Source organism: Bradyrhizobium sp. Kon56 (assembly GCF_055807635.1).
Genome location: NZ_JBVVOU010000023.1, coordinates 19,693 through 42,748 on the forward strand (window position 1 = coordinate 19,693; position 23,056 = coordinate 42,748).

Here is a 23,056-nt window from a genome sequence, read left to right on the forward strand (position 1 = left end):
CCCATGAGATATCGAGGCGAGCGCGGCATGCACTGTGCCGCGCTCGCTTTTTGGGCAGGCGTTCACGAACGCGATGGTGCTCGCAACAAGCGGAACCATGATCAGGAGTTGCAGTTGGGCTCGCGGCGCGTGTGCCGGCCTTGGCGGCTCTGCCGCCAGTTTGATCCCCGAGAAAGGTGTTCACCGTGGATGCTCAAACACGGGAGCGTGGACCGTCCGCGGAGCAGCCGCAGAGGGCGAAGGAAGCTCCGAAGATATCTCCTGATCAGGCCCGTGACGCCACGGACTCGAAGCCGGCCAAGGCGCCGTCGCTGCGAGAGCGGATTCGCGAGCATTGGTTGCTGGCAAGCGTTGGCACCATCGTCTTGCTCGCGGCCCTTATCGGCGGAGTGCTCTATTGGCTCCAGGTGCGCCACTATGAATCCACCGACGATGCCTTCGTCGCCGCGCGCAGCTTTTCCGTGGCCTCCAAGGTTGGCGGCTACGTGACCGACATACCCGTGACGGACAACCAGCATGTCAAAGCCGGGGACCTTCTCGCCAAGATCGACGAGCGCGACTATCGCATCGCCATCGATCAGGCCAATGCGCAGGTCGCGGTCGCCAGGGCGAACATCGCCAATGTCGAGGCGCAGATCGTCTCCCAGCAGGAGCAGATCAAGCAGGCGGAGGCGCAGCTCGAACAGGCCCAGGCCCAGCTTCAGTTCTCGCAGGAAGAATTCGCGCGCGCCCAGGATCTGGTCGAGAAGGGCGCCGGCACCGTGCAGCGCCAGCAGCAGACCCGCTCCGATCTTCAGGCGCAGCAGGCCAACACGGAACGCGCGAAGACCGCTGTGACGGCCGCGCAGGTCGGCATCAAGACGCTGCAGGCGCAGCTCGAGGGCGCCCGGGCGCAGCTCCAGCAGTCGCAGGCGCAGCTCGATCAGGCCAAGCTGAACCTGCAATATACCAGCGTGGTTGCGGCGCAGTCCGGCCGCGTCGTCAAGCTCAGCGGCGCCAAGGGCACTTTCGTGACAGCCGGACAGAGCCTGATGATGTTCGTGCCTGACGAGGTCTGGATCGTCGCCAACTACAAGGAGACGCAGCTCAACGACATGCGGCCGGGTCAGCCGGTCGAGATCCGCATCGATGCCTATCCCGCGCGCAAGCTCACCGGCCATGTCGACTCCGTGCAGCCGGGCTCCGGCACCGCGTTCAGCCTGTTGCCGGCGGAGAACGCCACCGGAAATTACGTCAAGGTGGTGCAGCGCGTGCCGGTGAAGATCGTGGTCGACAGCTGGCCGGCCGATCTGCCCGTTGGTCCCGGCATGTCGGTCGTGCCCTGGACCAGGGTGCGATGACCGACACGGCGCAGGGCAGTGCATCCGCGGGCGGCTGGTCGCCGGAGCGCTCGGCGGCGGGCGGTCATAATCCCTATCTCATCGCGTTCGTCGTCTCGATCGCGACCTTCATGGAGGTGCTCGACACCACCATTGCCAACGTTGCCTTGCGCCACATCGCCGGTGGGCTTGCCGTCGGCATCGACGAGAGCACCTACGTCATCACCAGCTATCTCGTCGCCAACGCCATCGTGCTGTCGATCTCGGGCTGGCTGTCGACCGTGATCGGCCGCAAGCGCTTCTACATGATGTGCGTTGCGATCTTCACGGTCTCCTCGCTTTTGTGCGGCTTCGCCTGGAATCTGCAGGCGCTGGTGCTGTTCCGAATCCTTCAGGGCCTTGGTGGCGGCGGCATGGCGACCAGCGAGCAGGCGATCCTCGCCGACTCCTTCCCGCCGCACAAGCGCGGCCAGGCGTTCGCGATCTATGGCGTCGCGGTCGTGGTCGCGCCCGTGGTCGGTCCGACGCTCGGCGGCTGGATCACCGACACCTACACCTGGCACTGGGTGTTTCTGATCAACGTCCCCATGGGATTGCTGTCGCTGTTCCTGGTCGGCACGCTGGTCAAGGAGCCCTCGGGCGCGGAGGAGGAGAGGGAGAAGCTGCTGAGCAAGGGCCTGCGCGTCGACTATGTCGGCTTCCTGCTGGTCGCGATCGGGCTCGGCTCGCTCGAATACGTGCTGGACGAGGGCCAGCGCAACGACTGGTTCGGCTCGAACATGATCGTGTTCTTCGCGGTACTTTCGGCCATGTCACTGCTTGCGCTGATCCCGTGGGAGCTGACGCGGGAGGATCCCATCGTCGATCTCCGCCTGCTGGGCCGTCGCCAGTTCGCCGCCTGCTTCATGGTCATGCTTGCGACCGGCGCGGTGCTGATCTCGACGACACAGCTTTTGCCGCAACTGCTCCAGAGCGATTTGAACTACACCGCCATGCTGGCCGGTCTCGCTTTGTCGCCCGGCGGCGTCGCGACCCTGGTGCTGATGCCAGTGGTCGGCCGCCTCGTCAGCAGCGTGCAGCCGAAATATCTCATCATGTTCGGTGCCGCCATCGTCGCCTTCTCGATGTGGCATCTCACGGGCCTTACCGGCGATATCACCTACGGCTATGCCGCGATGTCGCGGATCTTCCTCGCGCTCGGTCTTCCTTTCCTGTTCCTGCCGGTCACGACCGCGTCCTATGACGGTGTGCCTCCCGACAAGACCAACCAGGCGTCGGCGCTGATCAACGTCGCCCGCAATATCGGCGGCTCCATGGGCGTCGCGCTGGCGCAGACAATTCTGGCGCAGCGCCAGCAATTCCACCAGAGCCGCCTGATCGAGCACGCCGCGCCATCGGACCTCGGCTATCAGCAGACCATCGAGACGATGACCCGCTTTTTCCAGGCTCAGGGCTCGAACGCGAGTGATGCAGCCTCGCAGGCGGTCGCCTGGGTTGGGCGCACCTTGCAGCAGCAGGTCGATTTGCTCGCTTATATCGACGTGTTCTGGACGCTCGCGATCATCGCGGTGCTGATGATCCCGACCGCCGCGGTGCTGCGCCCGATCAAGCTGGGCGCTCCCGCGCGGGGGCATCGAGCCTACGGCCGTTCTGAGAGAAATGGCGAGAGAGAAAGGATGACCGCGGCGCAAAAGTCCGGCTAGACTGGCGCGAACGTCGAGCAAAAGCCCGGGAGGTAATTTAAGTGAAGACCGCGATCACCGAACTGTTTGGCATCGAGCACCCCATCATCCAGGGCGGCATGCATTTCGTCGGCTTTGCCGAGCTGGCGGCTGCCGTCTCCAATGCCGGCGGACTCGGCATCATCACCGGTCTCACGCAGAAGACGCCGGAGCTGCTGGCAAAAGAGATCGCACGCTGCCGCGATATGACCGACAAGCCGTTCGGCGTGAACCTCACTTTCCTGCCGACCTTCGCCGCGCCGCCTTATCCGGAATACATCGCCGCCATCGTCGAAGGCGGCATCAAGTCCGTGGAGACCGCCGGCCGCAGCCCGGAAGCCTACATGCCGGCGCTGAAGGCCGCCGGGATCACGGTCATCCACAAATGCACCTCGGTGCGCCACTCCTTGAAAGCCGAGCGCATCGGATGCGACGCGGTCAGCGTCGACGGCTTTGAGTGCGGCGGCCATCCCGGCGAGGACGACATTCCCAACATGATTCTGCTGCCGCGCGCGGCGGAGGAATTGAAGATTCCGTTCGTCGCATCCGGCGGCATGGCCGACGGCCGCAGCCTCGTCGCGGCGCTGTCGCTGGGTGCGGCCGGCATGAACATGGGCACGCGCTTCATCGCCACCAAGGAAGCGCCGGTGCATCAGAACGTCAAGAATGCACTGGTCGCGGCGACCGAGCTCGACACCCGCCTGATCATGCGGAGCCTGCGCAACACCGAGCGCGTGCTGAAGAACGCCAATGTCGACCGCCTGCTCGAGATCGAACGCGAGAAGGGCGACAAGCTGAAGATCGACGACATCCACGACCAGGTCGCGGGCGTCTATCCCAGGATCATGCTGGACGGGCAGATGGACGCGGGCGCCTGGAGCTGCGGCATGGTCGCGGGCCTCATCCATGATATCCCAACCTGCAAGGAACTCGTCGACAGGATCATGGCTGAGGCAGAAACCATCATTCGTACCCGTCTGATGGGGTTTCTTGAAGAGACGGGTGCACCGCGAAAGGTCGCCTGACACCGCCAAACTTCTTAACCACGGCGGCAGTCGACCGCTGGAATTGCTCGCGACGCGTCCTAAATAGAGGTAAATTACATCTTAACAAACAATTTCAGGAGGCGTCCGTGATTCCAAAGAGCGCTCCTTTTGCAATGGCCGTTGCCCTCGTGCTCGCATGGGGCGGCGTCGCGCGCGCTGACGACTACAAGCCCGACGAATATCTCGGCCTCGATCTTTCGAAGGCGGTGTTGTCGCCGAAGCGGCTCGGGCCCGAAACCCGGTTCGCGCCTGTCGCGCTGGAGGCGCGCGGTGGCAACGAGGCGCAGGCGCGCGCCGAGCCGGTCCACGTGCCGAAGAAGGTCGCCGCCGAACGCGTGCGCGTGTCGGAGCCGAAGGTCGCGCACGTCAAGCCCGCGCAGCCACGCGGCGCGGCACGCACCAAGCTCGCGCATCGCCACGGCAATCCGCTCGACGCGCAGGCGATGGACACCCGCATCCAGACCTGGCCGTGCCGCAGCGGCGGCATCTGCAACTGGAAGCACTAGGTCAGCTCCGAGCCGTCATCCGGCACGTTGCAAAACCGTAGGCCCGCGGTCAAGAAACCGTAAGCCGGGGGACGGTGAGGAAGCACCTAACCCGATCTTGATTGGCCGCCGTGCGTCTGCCGCACTATGCTGTCCGCTCCCGCCACCTCTGTTCCATCCCCGAAGAGTCTGCTCACGCAGCATCGCTGCGGGCCTCCGGCGGGCTGAACGATGTCAGGAGCCTTTTCATGGACCATCTCAAGACACAGGGCATCAGCATGCCCAAGCTTGGCCTCGGGACCTTTCGCATGCAGGGCGATACCTGCCGCGCGGCGGTCGAGAGCGCACTGTCGATCGGCTATCGCCATATCGATACCGCCGAGATGTACGGCAACGAAGAACCGATCGGCGCGGCGCTCGCCGCGGCCCGGCTGCCGCGGGGCGAGCTGCACGTCACGACGAAAGTCTGGCACGAGAACCTCAGCCCCGACGCCATCCGCCGCTCTTTCGACGCCAGCCTGACCAAGCTCAGGCTTGACCATGTCGACCTCTATCTCGTGCACTGGCCGTCCAAGGCGGCGAACTGGGGTGCTGTGTTCGAGACCTTGATGACGCTGAAGCAGGAGGGGCGGACGCGGGCGATCGGGGTCGCCAACTTCACCACGGCGCTGCTGAAGATCGCGGTCGAGGACATCAAGGCGCCGATCGCATGCAATCAGATCGAATACCACGCCCTGCTCGATCAATCGAAGGTGCTGGCCTATCTCAACGCCAAGTCGATCCCGCTGGTCGCCTATTGCCCGCTGGCGCAGGGACGCATCGCGTCAGATGAGGTGCTGGCCGAGATCGGCGCCAAGCATAATGCAACTGCGGCGCAGGTCGCGCTGAAATGGCTGCTGGACCAGGACGGTGTGGCCGCGATCCCGAAAGCCTCGCGCCGAGAGAGCCAGCAGGCCAATCTCGACGCGCTGAAGATCACGCTCGACGATGCCGACCGCAACAAGATCGCCGCGCTGCCGAAGGACAGGCGCTGCGTCAATCCCGGCTTCGCACCGGCATGGGACTGAGAGTCGACGCTGGGCCGCACCGCCGGACCCTCTCCCCTTGTGGGACAGGGTGGCTCGCCGCGCAGCGGCGAGAAGGGTGCGGGGTCTCTCTCCGCGCGCACATTTGTCAGTTTGAATTCGCCGAGGGATACCCCTCATCCGGCGCTTCGCGCCACCTTCTCCCACAAGGGGAGAAGGAAGAAGGCACGCAAAGAAAATGGCCCCGTGAAGGGCCATTTCCATATTGCGTTGCGCATTAGTCCCAATGATGACGGTGACCACGCTTGATCACGACGACGCGGTCGCGATGGTGCCAGCCGCGATGCCAGCCGCGATCGCGATGCATGCCGTATTCGGCGCGGGCGCCATACATGCCGTGATGATGACCACCGCGCTTGATCACTACCGTCTCCGCGCTGGCGAGCGTCGGCAATGCAACCGCGAGCGCGCCGATAGCGGCAAGCACATAACCAAGCTTCTTCATGATGTCCTCCTCCAATGGAATGCAAATCTAAACGGCGCATTCGCGGGAACGTTCCGGAGGAATCGCAGGAGATTTCTGAACGCCTGTTCAGGTGGGTTAATCGCAGCGCTGTTGTGAAGGTGTTGGCGCGCCGGTCGCGACGTATTTGCCGTCCCTGATCGTGTACTCGCCGCGCTCACTGCGATTGTAGATTGCGCGCAAGCTGCCTTGCTTCGAGAGTAGCAGACCGAACTCGCGCGTCTGCTGCAGCAAGGGGAAGTACACCATCACATTGAGCAGGCCGTCGGCGTTGACCATCGCCGATACCACTTCGTTTTCGTCCTTGGCCTCGCCGAAATTGCGCCGGTACATCACCCTTCCGTCCTTCCGGATCTCGTAAGTCAAGAGCGCGCCCTTCTCGCGGTCGGGCCGGCCGGCGCAATCGACCGCCCATGAGCCGAGCAGGCCCCATTGCTCGACGGTCGCCGCAAGCGACTCGGCACCGGCCGCGGGCGTGAACGCAACCCACAGCACTGCTGCCGCGATAGAGCGGCACAAACAACGTCTCATGTCCTGAAAGGCCCCACCTGCAAAGAATTCCGAAGTGTAGCATCCCGCGCGCCATCGTCCACGCTGACCGCCATTCGCGCGCGAATTTGATCCGCGTCAATGAGGCAGCCCGTTTCCCCGGTAGGATGGCGCTCCCGAAGGGAAATTGGATAAACCGATGCTGAATCAAGTCAGGGATTTCGCAGGCGAGGTGCTGCCGGGGAGCTGCGCCGTGCCGCCTTATTCCGAGAGCGCGTTTCTAGCCGAGCTGGGCGACCGCTTGAAGTCCTCGCGCATGCGCTGCGTCCTGTCGCGGCGGGAGCTCGCCCGCCGCTCCGGGATATCCGAGCGCTACATCGCCCAGATCGAGGCCGGAAAGGGCAACGTCTCGATTGTGCTGCTGCTGCGGCTGGCCTCCGCGATCCACGGCAGCCAGCCCCAGATCGTCTGAAGGCTCAAGCTCGATTCTCCACATTGGCACTGCGGGCCGGCACGCCGAACTCCTTGCGGCAGACCTCGGCCAGCACGGCCACGCCCTCGCGGATCTGCTGATGCGAGGGGCTCGCAAAGCACAGCCGCAGTCGCGATCTGGAGTGGTTTTTGTCAGTCGACCATTCCGGCCCCGGATTGATCGATACGCCGGCGGCAAGCGCGGCCTGATACAGCTTCAGCGTATCCACCTGATCGGGCAGCTTCACCCACAGGAAGATCCCGCCCTTGGGCTCCTCGAACTCGGCGGCCGTCCCGAACTGCTCGTTGACGGCCTCCATGAGCGTATCAAGCTTGGTCCGTAGCGCCTTCGTCAGTGCCGGCACGTGGGTCGAAAAATGCGGCTTGCAATAGGCAGCGAGCACCATCTGCTCCAGCGCGCCTGAGCCGGCGTCCGTCTTCAGCGCCAGCATCCGCGACATCACATCCCAGGGCGCGACGATGAAGCCCACGCGCAGCGCCGGCGCGATCGACTTGGAGAACGAGCCGATATGGATCACGCCGCCGTTCGGGCTCATCGCATGGATCGCCGGCGGCCGCTGTCCCGACCAGACCAGATCGGCATAGCAATCGTCCTCGAAAACAGGCACGCCGTAGTCTGCCGACAGCCGCAACAGCTCGGTGCGGCGGCCCTCCGGCATGATGCTGCCGGTCGGGTTCTGCACGGTCGGAATGGTGTAGATGTATTTCGGACGGATGCCGCGGCCCTTGAGGTCGGCCAGCGTCGTGGCCAGCACGTCCATGCGCATGCCGTCGTTGTCGAGGGGAATGCCAATCACGTTGACTCCGAGCCGTGCCAGGCGGGTCAGCGAGCCCTGATAGCTATCCTGCTCGAAGATCACGGTGTCGCCGCGCGTCAGCAGCGTGGCGTTGACGAGGTCGAGCGCCTGCAGCGAGCCGGACACGATCAGGAGATCGTCGACCGTGCAGTTGATGCCGGCATCGCGCTTGAGTTTTGCCACCAGGAATTCGCGCAAGGGCAGATAGCCCTGGGGACCATGTGCCAGCCCGTAAGTGGCGAGCGAGCGGCCTTCGCGTTGCAGAGCCAGATTGGCCGCCTCGATCAGATCATCGAGCGGCACCTGCTCGGAGTCGTTGTTGCCGCCGACAAAACTGTATTTGGCGAGGCCCGTCCAGCGCGCAGAGGGGGCCGGCAGCCCTGCGGGAAACAGGGGCGCAAAATCGAAGCTGGACGTCATGGGAGCGTTCCTCGTTGTTTTCTTTTTGAGCCGGCCGGCGTTGCGTCGGCCATGCCTATTTCTTTTGCCCGCATCCGGCGGACAGACGGCCTTAGTTCTTGCCGGCCGTCCGGGTCGGACGGCCCTGGCTGATGAAAGCGTAATGCGCATTGGCGACGCCGCCAACCATCAAGGCCTCGACAGCAGGCTCGGCGATCTCGCTTGCTGCGGCCCAATCGACCAGGAAATTGGCTCCGGTCCCGCCGCGTACGTCGTCGGTCGGAATGAAGATTGAGACGGTGGCGAGGGGCTTCAACGCGACGGGCGCCTTCAGATAGCTCTCGACCTGCTTGCCTGCGGTGTCGAAATAGGCGATGCGTTTGACAACCAGTGCTTGCGTCTCGGAGGCGTTGTGCACGCTCAGGGTCACCGAGAAGTCGACGCGCAGCTTGCCCTGGCTCATCGCGACACTGGAATAGGCGGGCACGTAGAACCCCCCGGCGACGGCGAGTTCTTCTTTCGGCAGTGCGGTGAGGGAATCTGCAAAGTTTTGTTCGATATTCACCTTGGATTGAGCGGCTGCGGGCACGGAGCAGGCGAGGGGGCATAGCAGCAGTGCAATGGCGAGCCCCATCCGCATGTGACGAATTGCTCGCTTGCCGCAACGCACTCGATCAATAGGGTGCGGCAAAACGGACCAATCTGGCATGCACGAGCTCATTCGCGACATCACTCTCTGTATCCTGTTTGCCTGGATGCTGGGCCTGCTTGCCCACTTCTCCAGGCAACCGCTGATCCTGGCCTATCTTATCGCCGGCTTCTGCATTGGTCCATTTGGCGCCGGCTGGGTCAAGTCGCAGGAATCGATCAGCGTCATCTCCGAGCTTGGCCTGATCTTCATGCTGTTCATGATCGGCCTGGAGATCGACCTGAAGAAGATCGTGCGGGCCGGAAAGGTCATCCTCTTCGCGGCGGGCGGCCAGCTCCTCGGCGGCTGCCTGCTCGGGGTGCTGTTCTTCGTCGGCATCGGCCTGTCGCTCGGGGGCGGACAGTTCGATGCGGTTTACCTCTGTGTCGCCTGCGCGCTGTCGAGCACCGTCATCATCGTCAAGGTGCTCTACGAGAAGCGCGAGCTCGACACGCTGCCCGGCCGCATCACCCTCGGCGTGCTGGTGCTCCAGGACATCTTCGCCATCCTGTTTCTGGCGGTGCAGCCGAGCCTTGCCAATCTGGAAATCAGCGTGATCCTGCTCTCGATCGGGCGGGTCGCGGTGCTGGTCGCCGCGGCACTGCTGGTGAGCCGCTACGTGCTGCCGCGCCTGTTTCACCAGATCGCCCGCCGCCCCGAGTTGATCCTGCTAGGCGCGCTCGCCTGGTGCTTCCTGGTCGCCGAGACCGCCGAGCGGCTGTCGCTGTCGCGCGAGATGGGCGCCCTGATCGCCGGCGTCTCGCTCTCGACCTTTCCCTACGCGCTCGATGTCACGGCCAAGGTCACCACGCTTCGCGATTTCTTCATCACGCTGTTCTTCGTCGCGCTCGGCATGACCATTCCCGTGCCCGGCCTCTCCGTGATCGGACTTGCCCTGATGATCGCGGCGTTCACGGTGGTGAGCCGCCTCGTGACCACCTTCGTCCCGCTCTATCTGATGAGGCAGGGCCTGCGCGCCAGCCTGTTGCCGGCCCTGAATCTCGCGCAGATCTCCGAGTTCTCGCTGGTGGTGATCCAGACCGGCGTCGCCGACCACCACATCGCATTCCAGACGGCGAACGCGGCCTCCTTCGCCTTCGTGGTGCTGGCGGTGCTCTCGACATTCGTGATGACCCGCAGCGACGAGATCACCCGCTGGGCGATCGGTCCCCTGAAGCGGATCGGCCTGCGCGATCTCGACCACGGCAATGGCCACGGCGAGGAAGGACACGAGGGCCATGGCGAGGCGCGCCGCATCGTCATCCTCGGCTTTTTCCGTGCGGCGAGCGCGCTGCTGGCCGAGATCGAACGGCAGGCACCGGTGCTGCTCGAGCAGATCACCGTGATCGACTTTAATCCGAATGTGTACCAGACGTTGCTGTCGCGCGGCCTGCACGTGATCTATGGCGATATCAGCAGCGCCGACACGCTGCTCCATGCCGGCGTCGGCAAATCCGAGATGATCATCCTCAGCGTCCCGGATGCGCTTCTGAAGGGTGCCAGCAACGAGAAGCTGGTCCGCCACGTCCGCACCCTCAACCCGACCGCCATGATCATTGCCACGGCCGATCTGTTGTCGGATGTAGACGAACTCTACGCGGCTGGCGCCAGCTATGTCACCGTGACCCGGCTCAGCGACGCCCATGAGCTGTTCACGGTGATCGAGGCCGCCCAGGCCGGCCTGTTGGCCGACAAGCGGGCCGAGCTCGATCAGCGGCTCGGCGAGCGGCGCGAAGTGCTGCCCTGACCGCTCCCGGCCGGCTTCTCACCGGGCTTAGGCCCGACGCGAGCCGCCCGTCGGGCAGGGCTGCGGTCCGGCATATGCGGTTGCGCCGGGGACACTAGCGCCCCGGCTCAAGTCCGGCTAAGCCTCCGGGCCATAACCGATAGAGATTGGGAAATGCCGGATAACGTCCAGGAAGTCTTGCAGGCCTTTGCCCGGGGTGAGCTCGTGGTCGTCACCGACGACGAAGACCGCGAGGGCGAGGGCGATCTGATCGTCGCCGCCTCGTTCTGCACCGCCGAGAAGATGGCGTTCATCATCCGCCACACCTCCGGCATCGTTTGCGCCCCGATCACCAGCGAAGATGCGCGCCGCCTGCGGCTCGATCCGATGGTGGCCCACAACGACTCAGCGCACACCACCGCATTCACGGTCTCGATCGACTACAAGCCCGACGGCGGCACCGGCATCTCGGCCGAGGAGCGCGCCTCGTGCTGCCGCGCGCTGTCCAATCCCAATGCCGGCGCCAACGACTTCGCCCGTCCCGGTCACATCTTCCCGCTGATCGCCAAGGACGGCGGCGTGCTGCTGCGCTCCGGCCATACCGAGGCCGCGGTCGACCTGTGCAAGCTCTCCGGCCTGCCGCCGGTCGGCGTCATCAGCGAGTTGATGAACGACGACGGCAGCGTGATGAAGGGCGAGCAGGTCGCCCGCTTCGCCGCCCAGCACAAGCTCAAGCACGTCACCATCGCCGACATGATCGCCTACCGCCAGGTGCGCGAGAAACTGATCGAGCGGGTCTCGACCTTCGTCACCGAGAGCCCGATCGGGCCGCTGCAGGGCTATGCCTACCGCTCGCCGTTCGATTCCATCGCCCATGTCGCCTTCGTCTACAACGGCGTCGGCGACGGCAAGAACGTCCTGACACGCTTTCACAAGCCGAACATCGTCAAGGACATCTTCACCGGCCACAAGCGCATGGCGGCGGTGCTCGAGCACTTCAAGAAATCGGGCCGTGGCGTTCTGGTCTATCTGCGCGACGGTGCGGCCGGTGTCCCTGTGGCGCCGCTGCCCGATGAGAGCGCGACCGAGGCCGACCGCAACCGCCAGTGGCGCGAAGTCGGCGTCGGTGCACAGATCCTGCGCGATCTCGGCGTCACCTCGATCCGGCATCTCACCTCCTCGGTGCACGACTACAAGGGCCTTTCGGGCTTCGGCATCGAGATCGTCGCCAACGAGCTACTCGAAAGCTAGCGCTGTCATCCAGGGGTGCGCGAAGCGCATCCCCCGAGGCGCGCCTCGCGGGTCCCCGGGAATCACGCAGACCCGTACATCTGCAACGCAATTGCACTTGTTGCCGCGGCGCTTTACTTTGTCGGGCAAATTTTGACGGAACCAGACGAAAGGACGTTTCATGACCGCGCGCCCTCAGGCCAAGGACAAGCCGGCTTCGGCTTCTTTCCAGTGGGACGATCCGTTCCTGCTCGACGAGCAGCTCACCGAAGACGAGCGCATGGTGCGCGACACCGCGCGCGCCTACGCCCAGGACAAGCTGCTGCCGCGCGTCGCCAAGGCCTATCTCGAAGAGAAGACGGATCGCGAGATCTTCAACGAGATGGGCGAACTCGGCCTGATCGGCATCACGTTGCCGGAGGAATATGGCTGTGCCAATGCAGGCTATGTCGCCTATGGTCTGGTCGCGCGCGAGATCGAGCGGGTCGATTCCGGCTACCGCTCGATGAACTCGGTGCAGTCCTCGCTGGTGATGTATCCGATCTACGCCTATGGCGACGAGAACCAGCGCAAGAAGTACCTGCCGAAGCTCGCCAGCGGCGAGTGGGTCGGCTGCTTCGGGCTGACCGAGCCTGATGCCGGCTCCGATCCGGCCGGCATGAAAACGCGCGCCGAGAAGGTGTCGGACGGCTATCGCCTGACCGGCAGCAAGATGTGGATCTCGAACGCGCCGATCGCCGACGTGTTCGTGGTCTGGGCCAAGTCGGCCGCGCACGACAACCAGATCCGCGGCTTCGTGCTGGAGAAGGGCATGAAGGGCCTGTCGGCACCGAAGATCGGCGGCAAGCTGTCGCTTCGCGCCTCCATCACCGGCGAGGTCGTGATGGACGGTGTCGTGGTTCCGGAAGACGCGCTGCTGCCCAACGTCTCCGGCCTGAAAGGCCCGTTCGGCTGCCTCAACCGCGCCCGCTACGGCATTTCCTGGGGCGTGCTCGGCGCGGCCGAGGACTGCATGCACCGCGCCCGCCAGTATACGCTCGACCGCAAGCAGTTCGGCAAGCCGCTCGCCGCGACCCAGCTCGTGCAGAAGAAGCTCGCGGACATGCAGACCGAGATCGCGCTGGGCCTTCAGGGCTCGCTGCGCGTCGGTCGCCTGATGGACGAGGGCAAGTTCGCTCCCGAGATGATCTCGATCATGAAGCGCAACAATTGCGGCAAGGCGCTCGACATCGCCCGCGTCGCGCGCGACATGCACGGCGGCAACGGCATCTCGATCGAGTATCACGTGATGCGCCACGTCCATAACCTCGAGACCGTCAACACCTACGAGGGCACCCACGACGTCCACGCCCTGATCCTGGGCCGCGCGATCACGGGCATTCAGGCGTTTTTCTGAGCAAACCGCCCCAGTGTGGGATGCGACTGAACTCTCCAATCGCGTCATGGCCGGGCTTGTCCCGGCCATCCACGTCTTAGACCACGCGAAGAACGTGGATGCCCGGCACGAGGCCGGGCATGACGAAGTCAGCAAGGTACGAGCAAGCCATGTCCGACAACGACGACGTCCCGTTCAAACACGACTTTCCGCTGAAGCCCGGCATCGTCGAGGAAGTCCGCCCCGGCGTGCGGCGCGTGCTCTGTAACAATCCGAGTCCGTTCACTTTCACCGGCACGGTCAGCTACATCGTGGGCCGGGGCAACGTCGCGATCATCGATCCCGGTCCGGACGACGAGGCGCATGCGGCGGCGCTGCTCGATGCCGTCAGCGGCGAGACGGTGAGCCATATCTTCGTCACCCACACCCACCGCGACCATTCGCCGAACACCGCGCGGATCAAGCGGTCGACCGGCGCGCCAGTTTACGCCGAAGGCCCGCACCGCGCCTCGCGCCCGCGCTTCGAGAGCGAGAAGCACAACCCGGAATCCGGCGCCGACCGCGACTTCGCGCCCGATATCAGGATCGGCCATGGCGACGTGGTCGAAGGAGATGGCTGGCGGCTCGAGGCCGTGGCGACACCCGGCCATACCGCCAACCACCTCGCTTTTGCCTGGCCCGAGCGAAAATTCAACTTCGTCGGCGATCACGTGATGGGATGGTCGACCTCGATCGTGGCCCCGCCCGACGGCTCGATGATCGACTACATGGAATCGCTGGATCGTCTCGCCGCGCGCGAGGAGGATGTGTATTTCTCCGGTCACGGCCCCGAAATTCCAGAAGGCCCGCGCTTCGTGCGCTTCCTGATCCGTCACCGCAAGGCGCGCGAGGCCTCCATCCTGCACCGCCTTGCCAAGGGCGAGACCGACATCCCGACCATGGTCCGGGCGATCTATATCGGCATCGATCCGAGGCTCACCACCGCGGCGGGCTATTCCGTGCTGGCGCATCTGGAAGACCTGGTCGCCCGCGGCGTGGTGGCGACGGACGGCGATCCCGTGATCGGCGGGACCTATCGGATGGCGAACGCTTAGCCTTCCGTCACTTCTTCACCGTCTTCGCCGGCGCCTTCGGCGGCGCCACCGGCGTCTTCTTCACCGGCTTGAGTGCGTCGGCATCGGCGGCGGTGTTGAGATCGTCGATGAATTTCTTCACGCGTGCGGCGTTGCTGCCGAGGTCGCTCTCGAAATAGCGCGAGGCGGAGCGGATATCGACGCGGGAATCCTCGCCGTCGGGCACGACCCGGATGGCGATGTCCTCGCGGAAACCCATGATCGGTGAGCGCGCCACCGCCTCGATGCGGCCGATGCGGCGCGGGGGCTGCGGCGCGCGCTCGTCGATGATCAACCATTTGCGCTTGTTGACCAGCTGAAGCGCGATCGCATAGGCGCGGTCGACTGAAATCTCGAGCTCGATCGGCTCGATATCGGGATAGAATTGACGCTGCTGCTCGGCCGAATAGAGGCCGGCATACACAGCGGTATTGGCACCATCGCCGGTGCGCAGGCGGGCCAGGGCGTCGAAGCGCGGCGGGTCGATCGGGTCGGTGGTGATGTCGTGGATCGCCGGCAGCTTGCGGTATTGCAGGCCGAGATAAGCGGGATAGGCGAGGATCGCGCCGTCGATCAGGAACGCAAGCAGGATGCGCGCCATGCCGCGCGAGCCGTTCTGCCAGATCGCGGCGAAGCCGGCGAGCCCGAACAGGATCGAGAGCGCGGCAATCCCGAGCCCGCCGAAGAAGGTCGCGAGCGCCGGCTTCATCTCCAGGAAGCCGAACCGGACGATGATGATCGAGACCACCACCGCCACCACGGCGAACACGGCCAGATTGCGCGCCCAGCTCGCGAGGCTGGAGACGGGCTCCGACTGGTAGGGAGCGGAAAACCTGCGGGCCATCGGGTCAGCTCTGCCGGGATCTTGGGGACGGTGCCGGCCGATCTGGCACGACGATGGGCCGTTGAGACCACGGCCCGCGGGCAAATTCAAGAGTTCCGCAGAAGGCTGCATCGTCATGGCCGGGCTTGACCGGCCATTCACGTCTTTTTGCCATGAGGACGCGGATGTCCGGGCCGTCGCCGCGCCGAAGGGGCTTTGGCCCCGCAGGCGGGACGAAGCCCGGGCACGACGTCCGAGATGGCCTACGCCGCCGCGTTCGGGAAGCGGTATTCCCTAAACTGATCGCGCAGCGCGGTCTTCAGGATCTTGCCCGTCGCCGTGTGGGGGATACCGTCGACGAAGGCAACGTCGTCGGGCATCCACCATTTGGCGATCTTGCCATCCATGAACTTCAGGATGTCCTCGCGGCTGGCCTGCTGGCCCTGCTTCAGCTGCACGATCAGCAGCGGACGCTCGTCCCATTTGGGATGGAACACGCCGATCACGGCGGCTTCCGCCACCGCGGGATGGCCGACTGCGAGGTTCTCCAGCTCGATCGAGGAAATCCACTCGCCGCCGGACTTGATCACGTCCTTGGAGCGGTCGGTGATCCGCATGTAGCCGGCTTCGTCGATGGTCGCGACGTCGCCGGTGTCGAAGAAGCCGTCCTCGTCGAGAATGTTGGCGTCGACCCGGTAATAGGCCTTGGCGACGGCCGGGCCGGCGACCTTGAGGCGGCCGAAGGTCGTGCCGTCCCACGGCAGTTCCTTGCCGGCATCGTCGGTGATCTTCATCTCGACGGCGAACGGCGCGTAGCCCTGCATCTGGAGCACGTCGAGCCGCGCCTCGCCGGTCGCATTCTGGAACGGCGGCTTCAGCGCCGCGACGCTGCCGATCGGGCTCATCTCGGTCATGCCCCAGGCGTGACGGACGTTCGAGCCCATGTCGAGGAAGGCCTTGATCATCGAACGCGGCATCGCCGAGCCGCCGCAGATCACCATCTTCAGGTCCGGCAGCTTCAGATTGTTCGCGGTCATGTGCTGGAGCAGCATCAGCCAAACCGTGGGCACGCCGGCGGTATGCGTCACCCTCTCGGTCGAGAGCAGCTCATAGACCGAGGCGCCGTCGAGCTTGGCGCCGGGCATGACGAGCTTGGTGCCCTGCGACGGCGCGGAGAAGGCGATGCCCCAGCTGTTGGCGTGGAAGAGCGGCACCACGGGAAGCATGGTTTCGGAGGCGCTGGTACCGAGCGCGTCGACATTGTTGGCCATCAGCGCGTGCAGCACGTTGGAGCGATGCGAATACAGCACGCCTTTGGGATCGCCGGTGGTGCCCGATGTGTAGCACATCGCGGCCGCCGTGTTCTCGTCAAAGTCCTTCCATTTAAACTTGCCGTCGGCCTCCGCAATCCAGTCCTCGTAGGCGACCACGTTCTTCAGCGTCGTCTGCGGCATGTGCGCCTTGTCGGTGAGCACGACATAGCGTTCCACGCTTGTCAGCTTGTCGGCGATCTTCTCCAGGACCGGAATGAACGTGATATCGGTCATCACGATGCGGTCCTGCGCATGGTTGATGATCCAGGCGATCTGCTCGGGGAAAAGGCGGGGATTGACGGTATGGCAGATGGCGCCGATCCCCATGATGCCGTACCAGACCTCAAGATGGCGCCAGGTGTTCCAGGCGATCGTTGCGACACGGTCGCCGAGCTTGATGCCGTCGCGCTCCAGCATCTGCGAGACCTTGAGCGCGCGCTTGTGGATATCGGCATAGGTGGTGCGATGGATCGGTCCCTCGACCGAGCGCGTCACGACCTCCTGCTTGCCATGAATCTTGGCGGCGTGTTCGATGATCCTGTGGCAGAGCAGGGGCCAGTCTTGCATCAAACCAAGCATTCCGTCGTTCCTCCGAGAAGCCGCTGGGCGGATTGTCGCTCTCAGCGTTGGGCCAAAGAATTGTCATGAGTTTTAGCCTGCCCGCCTTTCGCCGCAAATGGTCTTATCGCGGCTATATGTCCGTCGGCGCGGCAATGGTTACCGTCGCGCTCGGGCTCGCGGATCGGGCAGAGGCGCGCAAATATGGGTCCCCGCTGGACATCTTTGGTATTGCGGCACCACGGCCGCGCGCCACGGTTCATTCTGCCAATATCTCTGGCAGGATCCCGCTCCCAAGACCTCGCCCCGAGGAGGCCCCCAAGGGGTCGGCCAAGGCATCGGACGAGGCTCCTGCGGAGACCGAAGACAAGCCTTCCGCGGACAAACCTGGCGCCGCCCAGCCCGCCGAAGCCGCGCCGCCGCCCGAGAAGCAGGCCTCGGCGTGCCGCCTCGCGCTGACCGAGGAGATCGCGATCGCGCCTTCGATCCCGGATATCCGCGGCCCGGGCGCCTGCGGCGGCGAGGATCTGGTGCGGCTCGAGGCCATCGTGCTGCCGGACAAGCGCAAGGTGGCGGTCAAGCCGGCGGCGATCCTCCGCTGCACCATGGCGTCCGCAATCGCCGATTGGGTGCGCAAGGACGTGGTGCCGCTGGCCGCGAGCCTCGGCTCGACCATCAGCGATCTCGACAATTTCGACAGCTTCGAGTGTCGCGGCCGCAACCGCGTCGTCGGCGCCATGCTGTCCGAGCACGGCAAGGCCAATGCGATCGATGTGCGCGCCATCAACCTCGCTAACGGGCAGTCGATCGGCCTGACCGACCGCACCATGCCGCGCGAGGTGCGCGAGCGCGTGCTGCATTCGGTCTGCTCGCGCTTTTCGACCGTGCTCGGCCCCGGCTCGGATTGGTACCACGAGGACCATATCCATCTCGATCTCGCGCAGCGGCGCAACGACTACCGGATCTGCCAGTGGAACGTCTGGGATCCGCTGCCGCAGGTTGCCCCGCTGCTGCCGGCGGAACGGCCCGAGGAGGCGCCGCCGCGTGAGGTCGCGGCCAAACCCGAAGCGAAGCCCGAGGCCAAGCCCGAGACGAAGCAAGGAATTGACGACGAGGCGGCGGAGACATCGGCTGCCTCTGCGGACAAGCCGGCGGCCGACGGCCACAAAGTCCGGCCGCACAAGCCGGCAACAAAAAAGCGCCGGTGAGACCGGCGCTTTTGAATGTCAGAGATCAGGTACCTGATCAGTAGCTGCCCGCCTGGCCAGTTTGGCTGCCGCCGAGCGCAAGCCGTGAATTGTAGGGCGAGTCGCCATGCTTGGGCTCGAGCACCACAACGAGGGTGCCGACCTTGACGCGATCATAGAGGTCGATAGCGTCCTCGTTGGTCAGGCGGATGCAGCCCGACGAGATCGACGCGCCGATATATTCCGGCTGGTTGGTGCCGTGAATGCGGAACAATGTGTCCTTGCCGCCCGAGTAGAGATACATCGCGCGGGAGCCCATTGGATTGTCCGGACCGGGGGCGACGAAGGTGGGCACGCCTAGGCGCGAAATTTCGCCGGGGGTGGGGTGCCAGGCCGGCCACTCGGTCTTGCTGCCCACCTTGGCGATGCCCGACCAAGCCATGGCTTCTTCACCGACGGTGATGCCGTAGCGGATCGCCTTGCCGCCATCCAGAACGTAGTAGAGGTAATGGTTGTCGGAATCGACCACGATCGAGCCCGGCGATTCCTTGCGGTGGTACTCAACGATGGCGCGGCGGAACGGCTCTGCGACCGGGGTGTTCTCGTACCGAACCTTGGCAAGGAGTTCCTTGTCCTTCGGCTTGAAGGCCTTGGTGTCGGTCGCTTCAAAATGCGTGGCCTGCATGCAGCCCGACAGCATCAGGCCAGCGGCCAAAATACCCAGCGTAACTTTCAGCGACGACATGATTTGGTTCCAATCGACAACAACAAGCTTCGTGGAGCTTGAGTAAGCCCAATTCCACGATTCCGTTGGCCCATTATCGTTGAAATCTGCCACAATTCCAGCCTCACGACGCTTCTCCCGCGCTGCAAGACCTTACCTGTGGCTTTTCTGCCGCAAGTTTTGCGGGCCAGAGCCGGTTTTTGGGCAAAACGGTCGTAAGTGTCGATTCCGTGCCACAGTTGGGCCATGCCGTCGCCACAAATGCAAACGCTCGTTAATGTGCTTGTCATCATCAACTTGTCAGAATCGCGCTAAGCGCTGTCAGTCTGTCGCAGGCCCCTGCTGGAGTTGTGCATGTTTTCTGTGTTCGTTCCCTTCGAGTCCTCCCTCAAGAAGGCCGTCATCGAGGATCTCGCAGCAGTCCCGGAGCATGCGGTCTGGATCGACCTGGTCAACCCCACCGCGGCCGAGGACAAAGCCGTCGAGAAGCTCTCGGGGATCGCAATCCCGACCCGGGAGGACATGCAGGAGATCGAGATCTCGAGCCGCCTCTATATGGAGAACGGCGCGCGCTACATGACCGCGACGCTGATGTGCCAATCCGATACCGATATGCCGAGGACCACGGCGGTCACGTTCATTCTGGGCGACCACCGCCTGGTAACGGTGCGCTATGACCAGCCCAAGCCCTTTGCGCTGGTCGAGGCCAAGCTGGCCCGTTCCTGCACACCGGCCATCACCGGCGAGATGGTGCTGATGGAGCTGCTCGATGCCGTGATCGACCGCTGCGCCGACATCCTGGAGCGCTGCGGCGCCGAGATCGATCAGGTCTCCCATGACATTTTCGAGCCGGAGAGCGAGCGCCACGGTCACGCCAAGCAATATTCGCAAATCCTGATCTCGATCGGCCGCAAGGGCGATCTGACCTCCAAGGTTCGCGAGAGCCTGGTCTCGATCGGCCGCGTCGTCGCCTTCCTTTCCGCGGTGGTGGAGGGCGTGAAATGGTCGAAGGACATGCGCGAGCAGCTCAAGACCATGCAGCGTGACGTCGTCTCGCTGACCGATCATGCCTCCTATCTCTCCAGCAAGATCACCTTTGTGCTCGACGCCATGCTCGGCGTCGTCAATCTCGAGCAGAACAACATCATCAAGCTGTTTTCGGTCATGGCGGTTGTCCTGATGCCGCCGACGCTGATCGCCTCGATCTACGGCATGAACTTCAAGTCGATGCCGGAACTCGAATGGGTGCACGGTTATCCGTTCGCGCTGGTGCTGATGCTGATTGCGGCGATCGTTCCGTACTGGATCTTCAAGTGGAAGAAGTGGCTGTAATAGTGACCGAGACCTTACGCCGGACGCAGAGACACAGTGTCTGGTGTCGCAGAATAGAGCGGGATTGCGGCCGCACGGCGATGTGTGCTCGCCGCCCCAATTCCTCCGGTAAAATTTGAGCGGTGGGCTGAACGTTTGCGCGAAACTTGTCTGCGATAAGGAGCAGGTAAGCCGCGAGGAACAGCCATGGTTGAAAAACACATAACGACGCCCCCCAACGTCATCGATCTGGCGAGCTATCGCCACGTCGCGACGAGCGGCAAGGCGTCGTCGATGTCGGCGCGCATGTGCCGGCACTGTGGTGCTCCGCTGCTCGACGGCGAGAACGACGACGATTGCTCGACTGCAATCAGCACGGCCGCTCCGCAGCCACGCGAGAGGTCACGTCGGATTCGACTCGATTGAGGAACGGAAAGCTAAGGGCGATCCAGGTCTTGCGGCGGCGTTGTCTGGATCGCCTTGCTTCTCCGGCGTAATTTCCAACATCATCATTGCGAGGAGCTCGCGACAAAATTGCGAAGCAATTTTGCACTGAAGCGACGAGGCAATCCAGACTGTCCTCACCGAGGCAGTCTGGATTGCTTCGCTTGCGCTTGCAATGACGCGGTAGCCTACACGTGCTGGCCGCCGTTGATGTGGATCTCGGCGCCGTTGACGTAAGAACTGGTGTCCGTGCACAGCACGTAGATGATCTTGGCGACCTCGTCCGGTGTGCCGAGCCGGTGCATCGGGATCTGCTGGTCGACGATCTTCTCGGTGCCCGGCGACAGGATCGAGGTGTCGATCTCGCCCGGCGCGATCGCGTTGACGCGCACGCCGACGCGGCCGAAGTCGGAGGCCATTTCGCGCGTCAGGGACGCCAGCGCGGCCTTCGAGGTGGCGTAGGCCGCGCCCGCGAAGGGATGCACGCGCGAGCCCGCGATCGAGGTGACGTTCACGACAGAGCCCTTGGCCGCCTTCAATTCCTCGATCAGCCCGCGCGCCATCATGATCGGCGCGAAGAAGTTGACATTGAACACGTGCGTCCAGGTGTCGAGGTCGGTGTCGATCGAGCCGAGCCTGGAGCCGCCGGCCCCCTTCGGCGAGATCGCGGCGTTGTTGACCAGCGCATGCAGCATGCCGCCTTCGAGACGGTCGCGGATGTCGGAGATCGCGCGCGTGGTATCTGCGGGGGTGGCGAGGTCGACCTGGATATGGTCCTCAGGGCCCGCGTCCCAGGGACAATCCTCCGGGAACGGATGCCGCGAGCAGGTGATCACGCGCCAGCCGGCCGAGGAGAAACGGATCACGGTGGCATGGCCGATGCCGCGGCTCGCCCCGGTCAGGAGCAGCGTACGGCGCGGCGCATTGGACGACTGCGGCATGGACATCTTTCAGGCTGGAGCATGATCCGGACCCGGAGGGCCGCGTTAGCGCAAACTGTGCAGCGGTTTTCCGAAGGGATCATTCTCGAACAAAATTCTAGGGATACATTCGCGTCTTGGACCATTTCTGGCCGGCCGCGTCACGGCGAAATTCAATGCGGTCGTGCAGGCGGAACGGGCGGTCGTGCCAGAACTCGATACGCGACGGTGTTATACGCCAGCCGCTCCAGCCCGGCGGACGCGGCACCTTGCCGATCATGTGCTTGGCGGCGACCTTGGCGATCGCCTGCTCGAAAGCGAAGCGGCTCTCGAGCTCCTGCGACTGCTTGCTCGCCCAGGCGCCGATCTGCGCCTGCTTGGGACGGGTGGCGAAATAGGCGTCGGCTTCGGCCTCGGTCACCGGCGTCACGTTGCCGCGGATGCGGACCTGACGGCGCAGCGACTTCCAGTGAAAAAGTAACGCCGCCTTAGGATTTGCGGCGAGTTCGCGGCCCTTCTGGCTGGCGATGTGGCTGTAGAAGACGAAACCATCGGTATCGAAGCCCTTCATCAGCACCATGCGCACGTCCGGCAGGCCGTCGGGATCGACGGTCGCGAGCGCCATGGCGTTCGGATCGTTCGGCTCGCTCTTGATGGCTTCGTTCAGCCAGGCCTCGAACAGCGCAAACGGCTCGTCGGCGGCGGTGAAATCACCAGATGTTAAGGGTGTCTGGTGTTTCATCGAGGTCGTGTCGGTCATGTCTGGGGTCCGAGTTGCGTCCTGCGGTCCAAAACGCGTTGTTGTCTGCTACCGCCCTATATAGGGTATGGGGACGCGTTGGCCTATCGGCGATCCGGCCGTCCGGCTTCGTCATGACGATCATTCTGATCGGACTCGGCACCGGCGGTTGCAGCTTTTCCCGCAACGACAAGAGTGCCTACGCCACGGCCGATGACAGCGACCTTACCGGCTCGATCGCAATGCCGGCCAGGGTGGCGGCACCGACAGAGACCGATCTCGCCTTCGCCCGCAACGCCGCCTCCGACGTCCTCAGCAAGAACGATAAGGATTCCAGCCAGCATTGGGAGAATCCGGAAACCGGGGCGCGCGGTTCGGTCACGCCGATCGCGCAATCCTATGCCGCCGAGGACGGCCGCAAGTGCCGCGACTTCCTGGCGAGCTACGTCAATGGCAGCACCGAAAGCTGGCTCCAGGGCGCGGGCTGCCAAAGCAGCCGTGGCAGTTGGGAGATTCATACGCTAAAGCCGTGGCGGAGCTAGGAATCGCTTCACCAGGCTAGTTGCAAAAATACCACTCGCCCCCCACATGAGGCTCAGTTGGGGCGGGG

Annotated in this window: 23 protein-coding genes; 14 read left to right on the forward strand and 9 right to left on the reverse strand. The window is 64.1% G+C overall.

What is annotated here, in order from left to right; genetic code table 11:
* Positions 1 to 185 precede the first annotated feature (185 nt).
* The 5 genes from AC0L3B_RS28620 (at position 186) to AC0L3B_RS28640 (ending at position 5,638) form a co-directional block, all read left to right on the forward strand.
* Entirely contained in the window at positions 186 to 1,340 is a 1,155-nt protein-coding gene (locus AC0L3B_RS28620) for an HlyD family secretion protein (RefSeq protein ID WP_026233108.1), read from the forward strand.
* On the forward strand, positions 1,337 to 3,022 hold the full coding sequence (locus AC0L3B_RS28625; RefSeq protein ID WP_473381467.1) for a DHA2 family efflux MFS transporter permease subunit: 1,686 nt from the start codon (positions 1,337 to 1,339) through the stop codon (positions 3,020 to 3,022). The genes AC0L3B_RS28620 and AC0L3B_RS28625 overlap by 4 nt, the downstream gene beginning before the upstream one ends.
* A 41-nt stretch (positions 3,023 to 3,063) precedes the next feature.
* A complete protein-coding gene (locus AC0L3B_RS28630) occupies positions 3,064 to 4,065 on the forward strand; it encodes an NAD(P)H-dependent flavin oxidoreductase (protein ID WP_247298610.1) in 1,002 nt (333 codons plus the stop codon).
* Positions 4,066 to 4,199: 134 nt separating this feature from the next.
* The gene (locus tag AC0L3B_RS28635) at positions 4,200 to 4,592 is read left to right on the forward strand and encodes a hypothetical protein (RefSeq protein ID WP_446482497.1); all 393 of its coding nucleotides are present in this window, start codon (positions 4,200 to 4,202) and stop codon (positions 4,590 to 4,592) included.
* Between the two features lie 227 nt (positions 4,593 to 4,819).
* The gene (locus tag AC0L3B_RS28640; RefSeq protein ID WP_446482498.1) at positions 4,820 to 5,638 is read left to right on the forward strand and encodes an aldo/keto reductase; all 819 of its coding nucleotides are present in this window, start codon (positions 4,820 to 4,822) and stop codon (positions 5,636 to 5,638) included.
* Between the two features lie 235 nt (positions 5,639 to 5,873).
* Here AC0L3B_RS28640 and AC0L3B_RS28645 read toward each other — a convergent pair whose 3' ends face one another.
* Both AC0L3B_RS28645 and AC0L3B_RS28650 read right to left on the reverse strand, forming a co-directional pair.
* The gene (locus AC0L3B_RS28645) at positions 5,874 to 6,101 is read right to left on the reverse strand and encodes a hypothetical protein (RefSeq protein ID WP_473381468.1); all 228 of its coding nucleotides are present in this window, start codon (positions 6,099 to 6,101) and stop codon (positions 5,874 to 5,876) included.
* 96 nt (positions 6,102 to 6,197) lie between these two features.
* Positions 6,198 to 6,650, reverse strand: coding sequence for a hypothetical protein (locus AC0L3B_RS28650; RefSeq protein ID WP_026233111.1), 453 nt, complete (start codon positions 6,648 to 6,650; stop codon positions 6,198 to 6,200).
* Between the two features lie 157 nt (positions 6,651 to 6,807).
* Between AC0L3B_RS28650 and AC0L3B_RS28655 the strand changes: the two genes are divergently transcribed.
* Positions 6,808 to 7,080, forward strand: a complete 273-nt coding sequence (locus AC0L3B_RS28655) for a helix-turn-helix domain-containing protein (RefSeq protein WP_018456224.1) — start codon at positions 6,808 to 6,810, stop codon at positions 7,078 to 7,080.
* Positions 7,081 to 7,084: 4 nt separating this feature from the next.
* On the opposite strand, the gene AC0L3B_RS28660 is transcribed toward AC0L3B_RS28655, so the two are convergent.
* Positions 7,085 to 8,317, reverse strand: coding sequence for an aminotransferase-like domain-containing protein (locus AC0L3B_RS28660; protein WP_018456225.1), 1,233 nt, complete (start codon positions 8,315 to 8,317; stop codon positions 7,085 to 7,087).
* A 91-nt stretch (positions 8,318 to 8,408) separates the two neighbouring features.
* Positions 8,409 to 8,936: a DUF3124 domain-containing protein gene (locus AC0L3B_RS28665; RefSeq protein WP_026233112.1), complete on the reverse strand. Its 528-nt coding sequence runs from the start codon at positions 8,934 to 8,936 to the stop codon at positions 8,409 to 8,411.
* Positions 8,937 to 9,003: 67 nt separating this feature from the next.
* On the opposite strand from AC0L3B_RS28665, the gene AC0L3B_RS28670 reads away from it, so the two are divergent.
* From AC0L3B_RS28670 to AC0L3B_RS28685, 4 genes are all read left to right on the forward strand, one after another.
* Positions 9,004 to 10,731, forward strand: a complete 1,728-nt coding sequence (locus AC0L3B_RS28670; RefSeq protein ID WP_473381469.1) for a cation:proton antiporter domain-containing protein — start codon at positions 9,004 to 9,006, stop codon at positions 10,729 to 10,731.
* A 153-nt stretch (positions 10,732 to 10,884) separates the two neighbouring features.
* Entirely contained in the window at positions 10,885 to 11,961 is a 1,077-nt protein-coding gene (gene ribB, locus AC0L3B_RS28675; protein WP_018456228.1) for a 3,4-dihydroxy-2-butanone-4-phosphate synthase, read from the forward strand.
* A 160-nt stretch (positions 11,962 to 12,121) separates the two neighbouring features.
* Entirely contained in the window at positions 12,122 to 13,336 is a 1,215-nt protein-coding gene (locus AC0L3B_RS28680; protein WP_007594720.1) for an acyl-CoA dehydrogenase, read from the forward strand.
* A 149-nt stretch (positions 13,337 to 13,485) separates the two neighbouring features.
* Positions 13,486 to 14,409, forward strand: coding sequence for an MBL fold metallo-hydrolase (locus AC0L3B_RS28685; RefSeq protein WP_473381470.1), 924 nt, complete (start codon positions 13,486 to 13,488; stop codon positions 14,407 to 14,409).
* Between the two features lie 7 nt (positions 14,410 to 14,416).
* Here AC0L3B_RS28685 and AC0L3B_RS28690 read toward each other — a convergent pair whose 3' ends face one another.
* Entirely contained in the window at positions 14,417 to 15,271 is an 855-nt protein-coding gene (locus AC0L3B_RS28690) for a DUF1499 domain-containing protein (protein ID WP_085352553.1), read from the reverse strand.
* Positions 15,272 to 15,513: 242 nt separating this feature from the next.
* The gene (locus tag AC0L3B_RS28695; RefSeq protein WP_085352551.1) at positions 15,514 to 17,142 is read right to left on the reverse strand and encodes a fatty-acid--CoA ligase; all 1,629 of its coding nucleotides are present in this window, start codon (positions 17,140 to 17,142) and stop codon (positions 15,514 to 15,516) included.
* A gap of 65 nt (positions 17,143 to 17,207) precedes the next feature.
* Between AC0L3B_RS28695 and AC0L3B_RS28700 the strand changes: the two genes are divergently transcribed.
* A complete protein-coding gene (locus AC0L3B_RS28700; protein WP_473381471.1) occupies positions 17,208 to 18,329 on the forward strand; it encodes an extensin family protein in 1,122 nt (373 codons plus the stop codon).
* Positions 18,330 to 18,366: 37 nt separating this feature from the next.
* Here AC0L3B_RS28700 and AC0L3B_RS28705 read toward each other — a convergent pair whose 3' ends face one another.
* Positions 18,367 to 19,053 (reverse strand): L,D-transpeptidase, encoded by a 687-nt coding sequence (locus AC0L3B_RS28705; protein WP_018456233.1) that lies wholly within the window; start codon positions 19,051 to 19,053, stop codon positions 18,367 to 18,369.
* Between the two features lie 333 nt (positions 19,054 to 19,386).
* Here AC0L3B_RS28705 and AC0L3B_RS28710 point away from each other — a divergent pair, with 333 nt between their 5' ends.
* Together AC0L3B_RS28710 and AC0L3B_RS28715 are read left to right on the forward strand one after the other, a co-directional pair.
* Positions 19,387 to 20,364: a magnesium transporter CorA family protein gene (locus AC0L3B_RS28710; RefSeq protein WP_018456234.1), complete on the forward strand. Its 978-nt coding sequence runs from the start codon at positions 19,387 to 19,389 to the stop codon at positions 20,362 to 20,364.
* Positions 20,365 to 20,550: 186 nt separating this feature from the next.
* A complete protein-coding gene (locus AC0L3B_RS28715) occupies positions 20,551 to 20,769 on the forward strand; it encodes a hypothetical protein (protein WP_026233114.1) in 219 nt (72 codons plus the stop codon).
* Positions 20,770 to 20,975: 206 nt separating this feature from the next.
* Here AC0L3B_RS28715 and AC0L3B_RS28720 read toward each other — a convergent pair whose 3' ends face one another.
* A complete protein-coding gene (locus AC0L3B_RS28720) occupies positions 20,976 to 21,728 on the reverse strand; it encodes an SDR family NAD(P)-dependent oxidoreductase (RefSeq protein WP_026233115.1) in 753 nt (250 codons plus the stop codon).
* Between the two features lie 97 nt (positions 21,729 to 21,825).
* On the reverse strand, positions 21,826 to 22,467 hold the full coding sequence (gene pdxH, locus AC0L3B_RS28725; RefSeq protein WP_018456236.1) for a pyridoxamine 5'-phosphate oxidase: 642 nt from the start codon (positions 22,465 to 22,467) through the stop codon (positions 21,826 to 21,828).
* Positions 22,468 to 22,580: 113 nt separating this feature from the next.
* Here pdxH and AC0L3B_RS28730 point away from each other — a divergent pair, with 113 nt between their 5' ends.
* Positions 22,581 to 22,988: an RT0821/Lpp0805 family surface protein gene (locus AC0L3B_RS28730; RefSeq protein ID WP_473381472.1), complete on the forward strand. Its 408-nt coding sequence runs from the start codon at positions 22,581 to 22,583 to the stop codon at positions 22,986 to 22,988.
* Positions 22,989 to 23,056: the final 68 nt, after the last annotated feature.

Excerpts from the sequence above, each read along its gene's own strand:
- AC0L3B_RS28625 (WP_473381467.1), top strand. The coding sequence starts at position 1,337 with ATGACCGACACGGCGCAGGGCAGTGCATCCGCGGGCGGCTGGTCGCCG.
- AC0L3B_RS28635 (WP_446482497.1), top strand. The coding sequence starts at position 4,200 with ATGGCCGTTGCCCTCGTGCTCGCATGGGGCGGCGTCGCGCGCGCTGAC.
- AC0L3B_RS28640 (WP_446482498.1), top strand. The coding sequence starts at position 4,820 with ATGGACCATCTCAAGACACAGGGCATCAGCATGCCCAAGCTTGGCCTC.
- AC0L3B_RS28645 (WP_473381468.1), bottom strand. The coding sequence starts at position 6,101 with ATGAAGAAGCTTGGTTATGTGCTTGCCGCTATCGGCGCGCTCGCGGTT.
- AC0L3B_RS28650 (WP_026233111.1), bottom strand. The coding sequence starts at position 6,650 with ATGAGACGTTGTTTGTGCCGCTCTATCGCGGCAGCAGTGCTGTGGGTT.
- AC0L3B_RS28655 (WP_018456224.1), top strand. The coding sequence starts at position 6,808 with ATGCTGAATCAAGTCAGGGATTTCGCAGGCGAGGTGCTGCCGGGGAGC.
- AC0L3B_RS28660 (WP_018456225.1), bottom strand. The coding sequence starts at position 8,317 with ATGACGTCCAGCTTCGATTTTGCGCCCCTGTTTCCCGCAGGGCTGCCG.
- AC0L3B_RS28665 (WP_026233112.1), bottom strand. The coding sequence starts at position 8,936 with ATGCGGATGGGGCTCGCCATTGCACTGCTGCTATGCCCCCTCGCCTGC.
- AC0L3B_RS28670 (WP_473381469.1), top strand. The coding sequence starts at position 9,004 with ATGCACGAGCTCATTCGCGACATCACTCTCTGTATCCTGTTTGCCTGG.
- ribB (WP_018456228.1), top strand. The coding sequence starts at position 10,885 with ATGCCGGATAACGTCCAGGAAGTCTTGCAGGCCTTTGCCCGGGGTGAG.
- AC0L3B_RS28680 (WP_007594720.1), top strand. The coding sequence starts at position 12,122 with ATGACCGCGCGCCCTCAGGCCAAGGACAAGCCGGCTTCGGCTTCTTTC.
- AC0L3B_RS28685 (WP_473381470.1), top strand. The coding sequence starts at position 13,486 with ATGTCCGACAACGACGACGTCCCGTTCAAACACGACTTTCCGCTGAAG.
- AC0L3B_RS28690 (WP_085352553.1), bottom strand. The coding sequence starts at position 15,271 with ATGGCCCGCAGGTTTTCCGCTCCCTACCAGTCGGAGCCCGTCTCCAGC.
- AC0L3B_RS28695 (WP_085352551.1), bottom strand. The coding sequence starts at position 17,142 with ATGCTTGGTTTGATGCAAGACTGGCCCCTGCTCTGCCACAGGATCATC.
- AC0L3B_RS28700 (WP_473381471.1), top strand. The coding sequence starts at position 17,208 with ATGAGTTTTAGCCTGCCCGCCTTTCGCCGCAAATGGTCTTATCGCGGC.
- AC0L3B_RS28705 (WP_018456233.1), bottom strand. The coding sequence starts at position 19,053 with ATGTCGTCGCTGAAAGTTACGCTGGGTATTTTGGCCGCTGGCCTGATG.
- AC0L3B_RS28710 (WP_018456234.1), top strand. The coding sequence starts at position 19,387 with ATGTTTTCTGTGTTCGTTCCCTTCGAGTCCTCCCTCAAGAAGGCCGTC.
- AC0L3B_RS28715 (WP_026233114.1), top strand. The coding sequence starts at position 20,551 with ATGGTTGAAAAACACATAACGACGCCCCCCAACGTCATCGATCTGGCG.
- AC0L3B_RS28720 (WP_026233115.1), bottom strand. The coding sequence starts at position 21,728 with ATGCCGCAGTCGTCCAATGCGCCGCGCCGTACGCTGCTCCTGACCGGG.
- pdxH (WP_018456236.1), bottom strand. The coding sequence starts at position 22,467 with ATGACCGACACGACCTCGATGAAACACCAGACACCCTTAACATCTGGT.
- AC0L3B_RS28730 (WP_473381472.1), top strand. The coding sequence starts at position 22,581 with ATGACGATCATTCTGATCGGACTCGGCACCGGCGGTTGCAGCTTTTCC.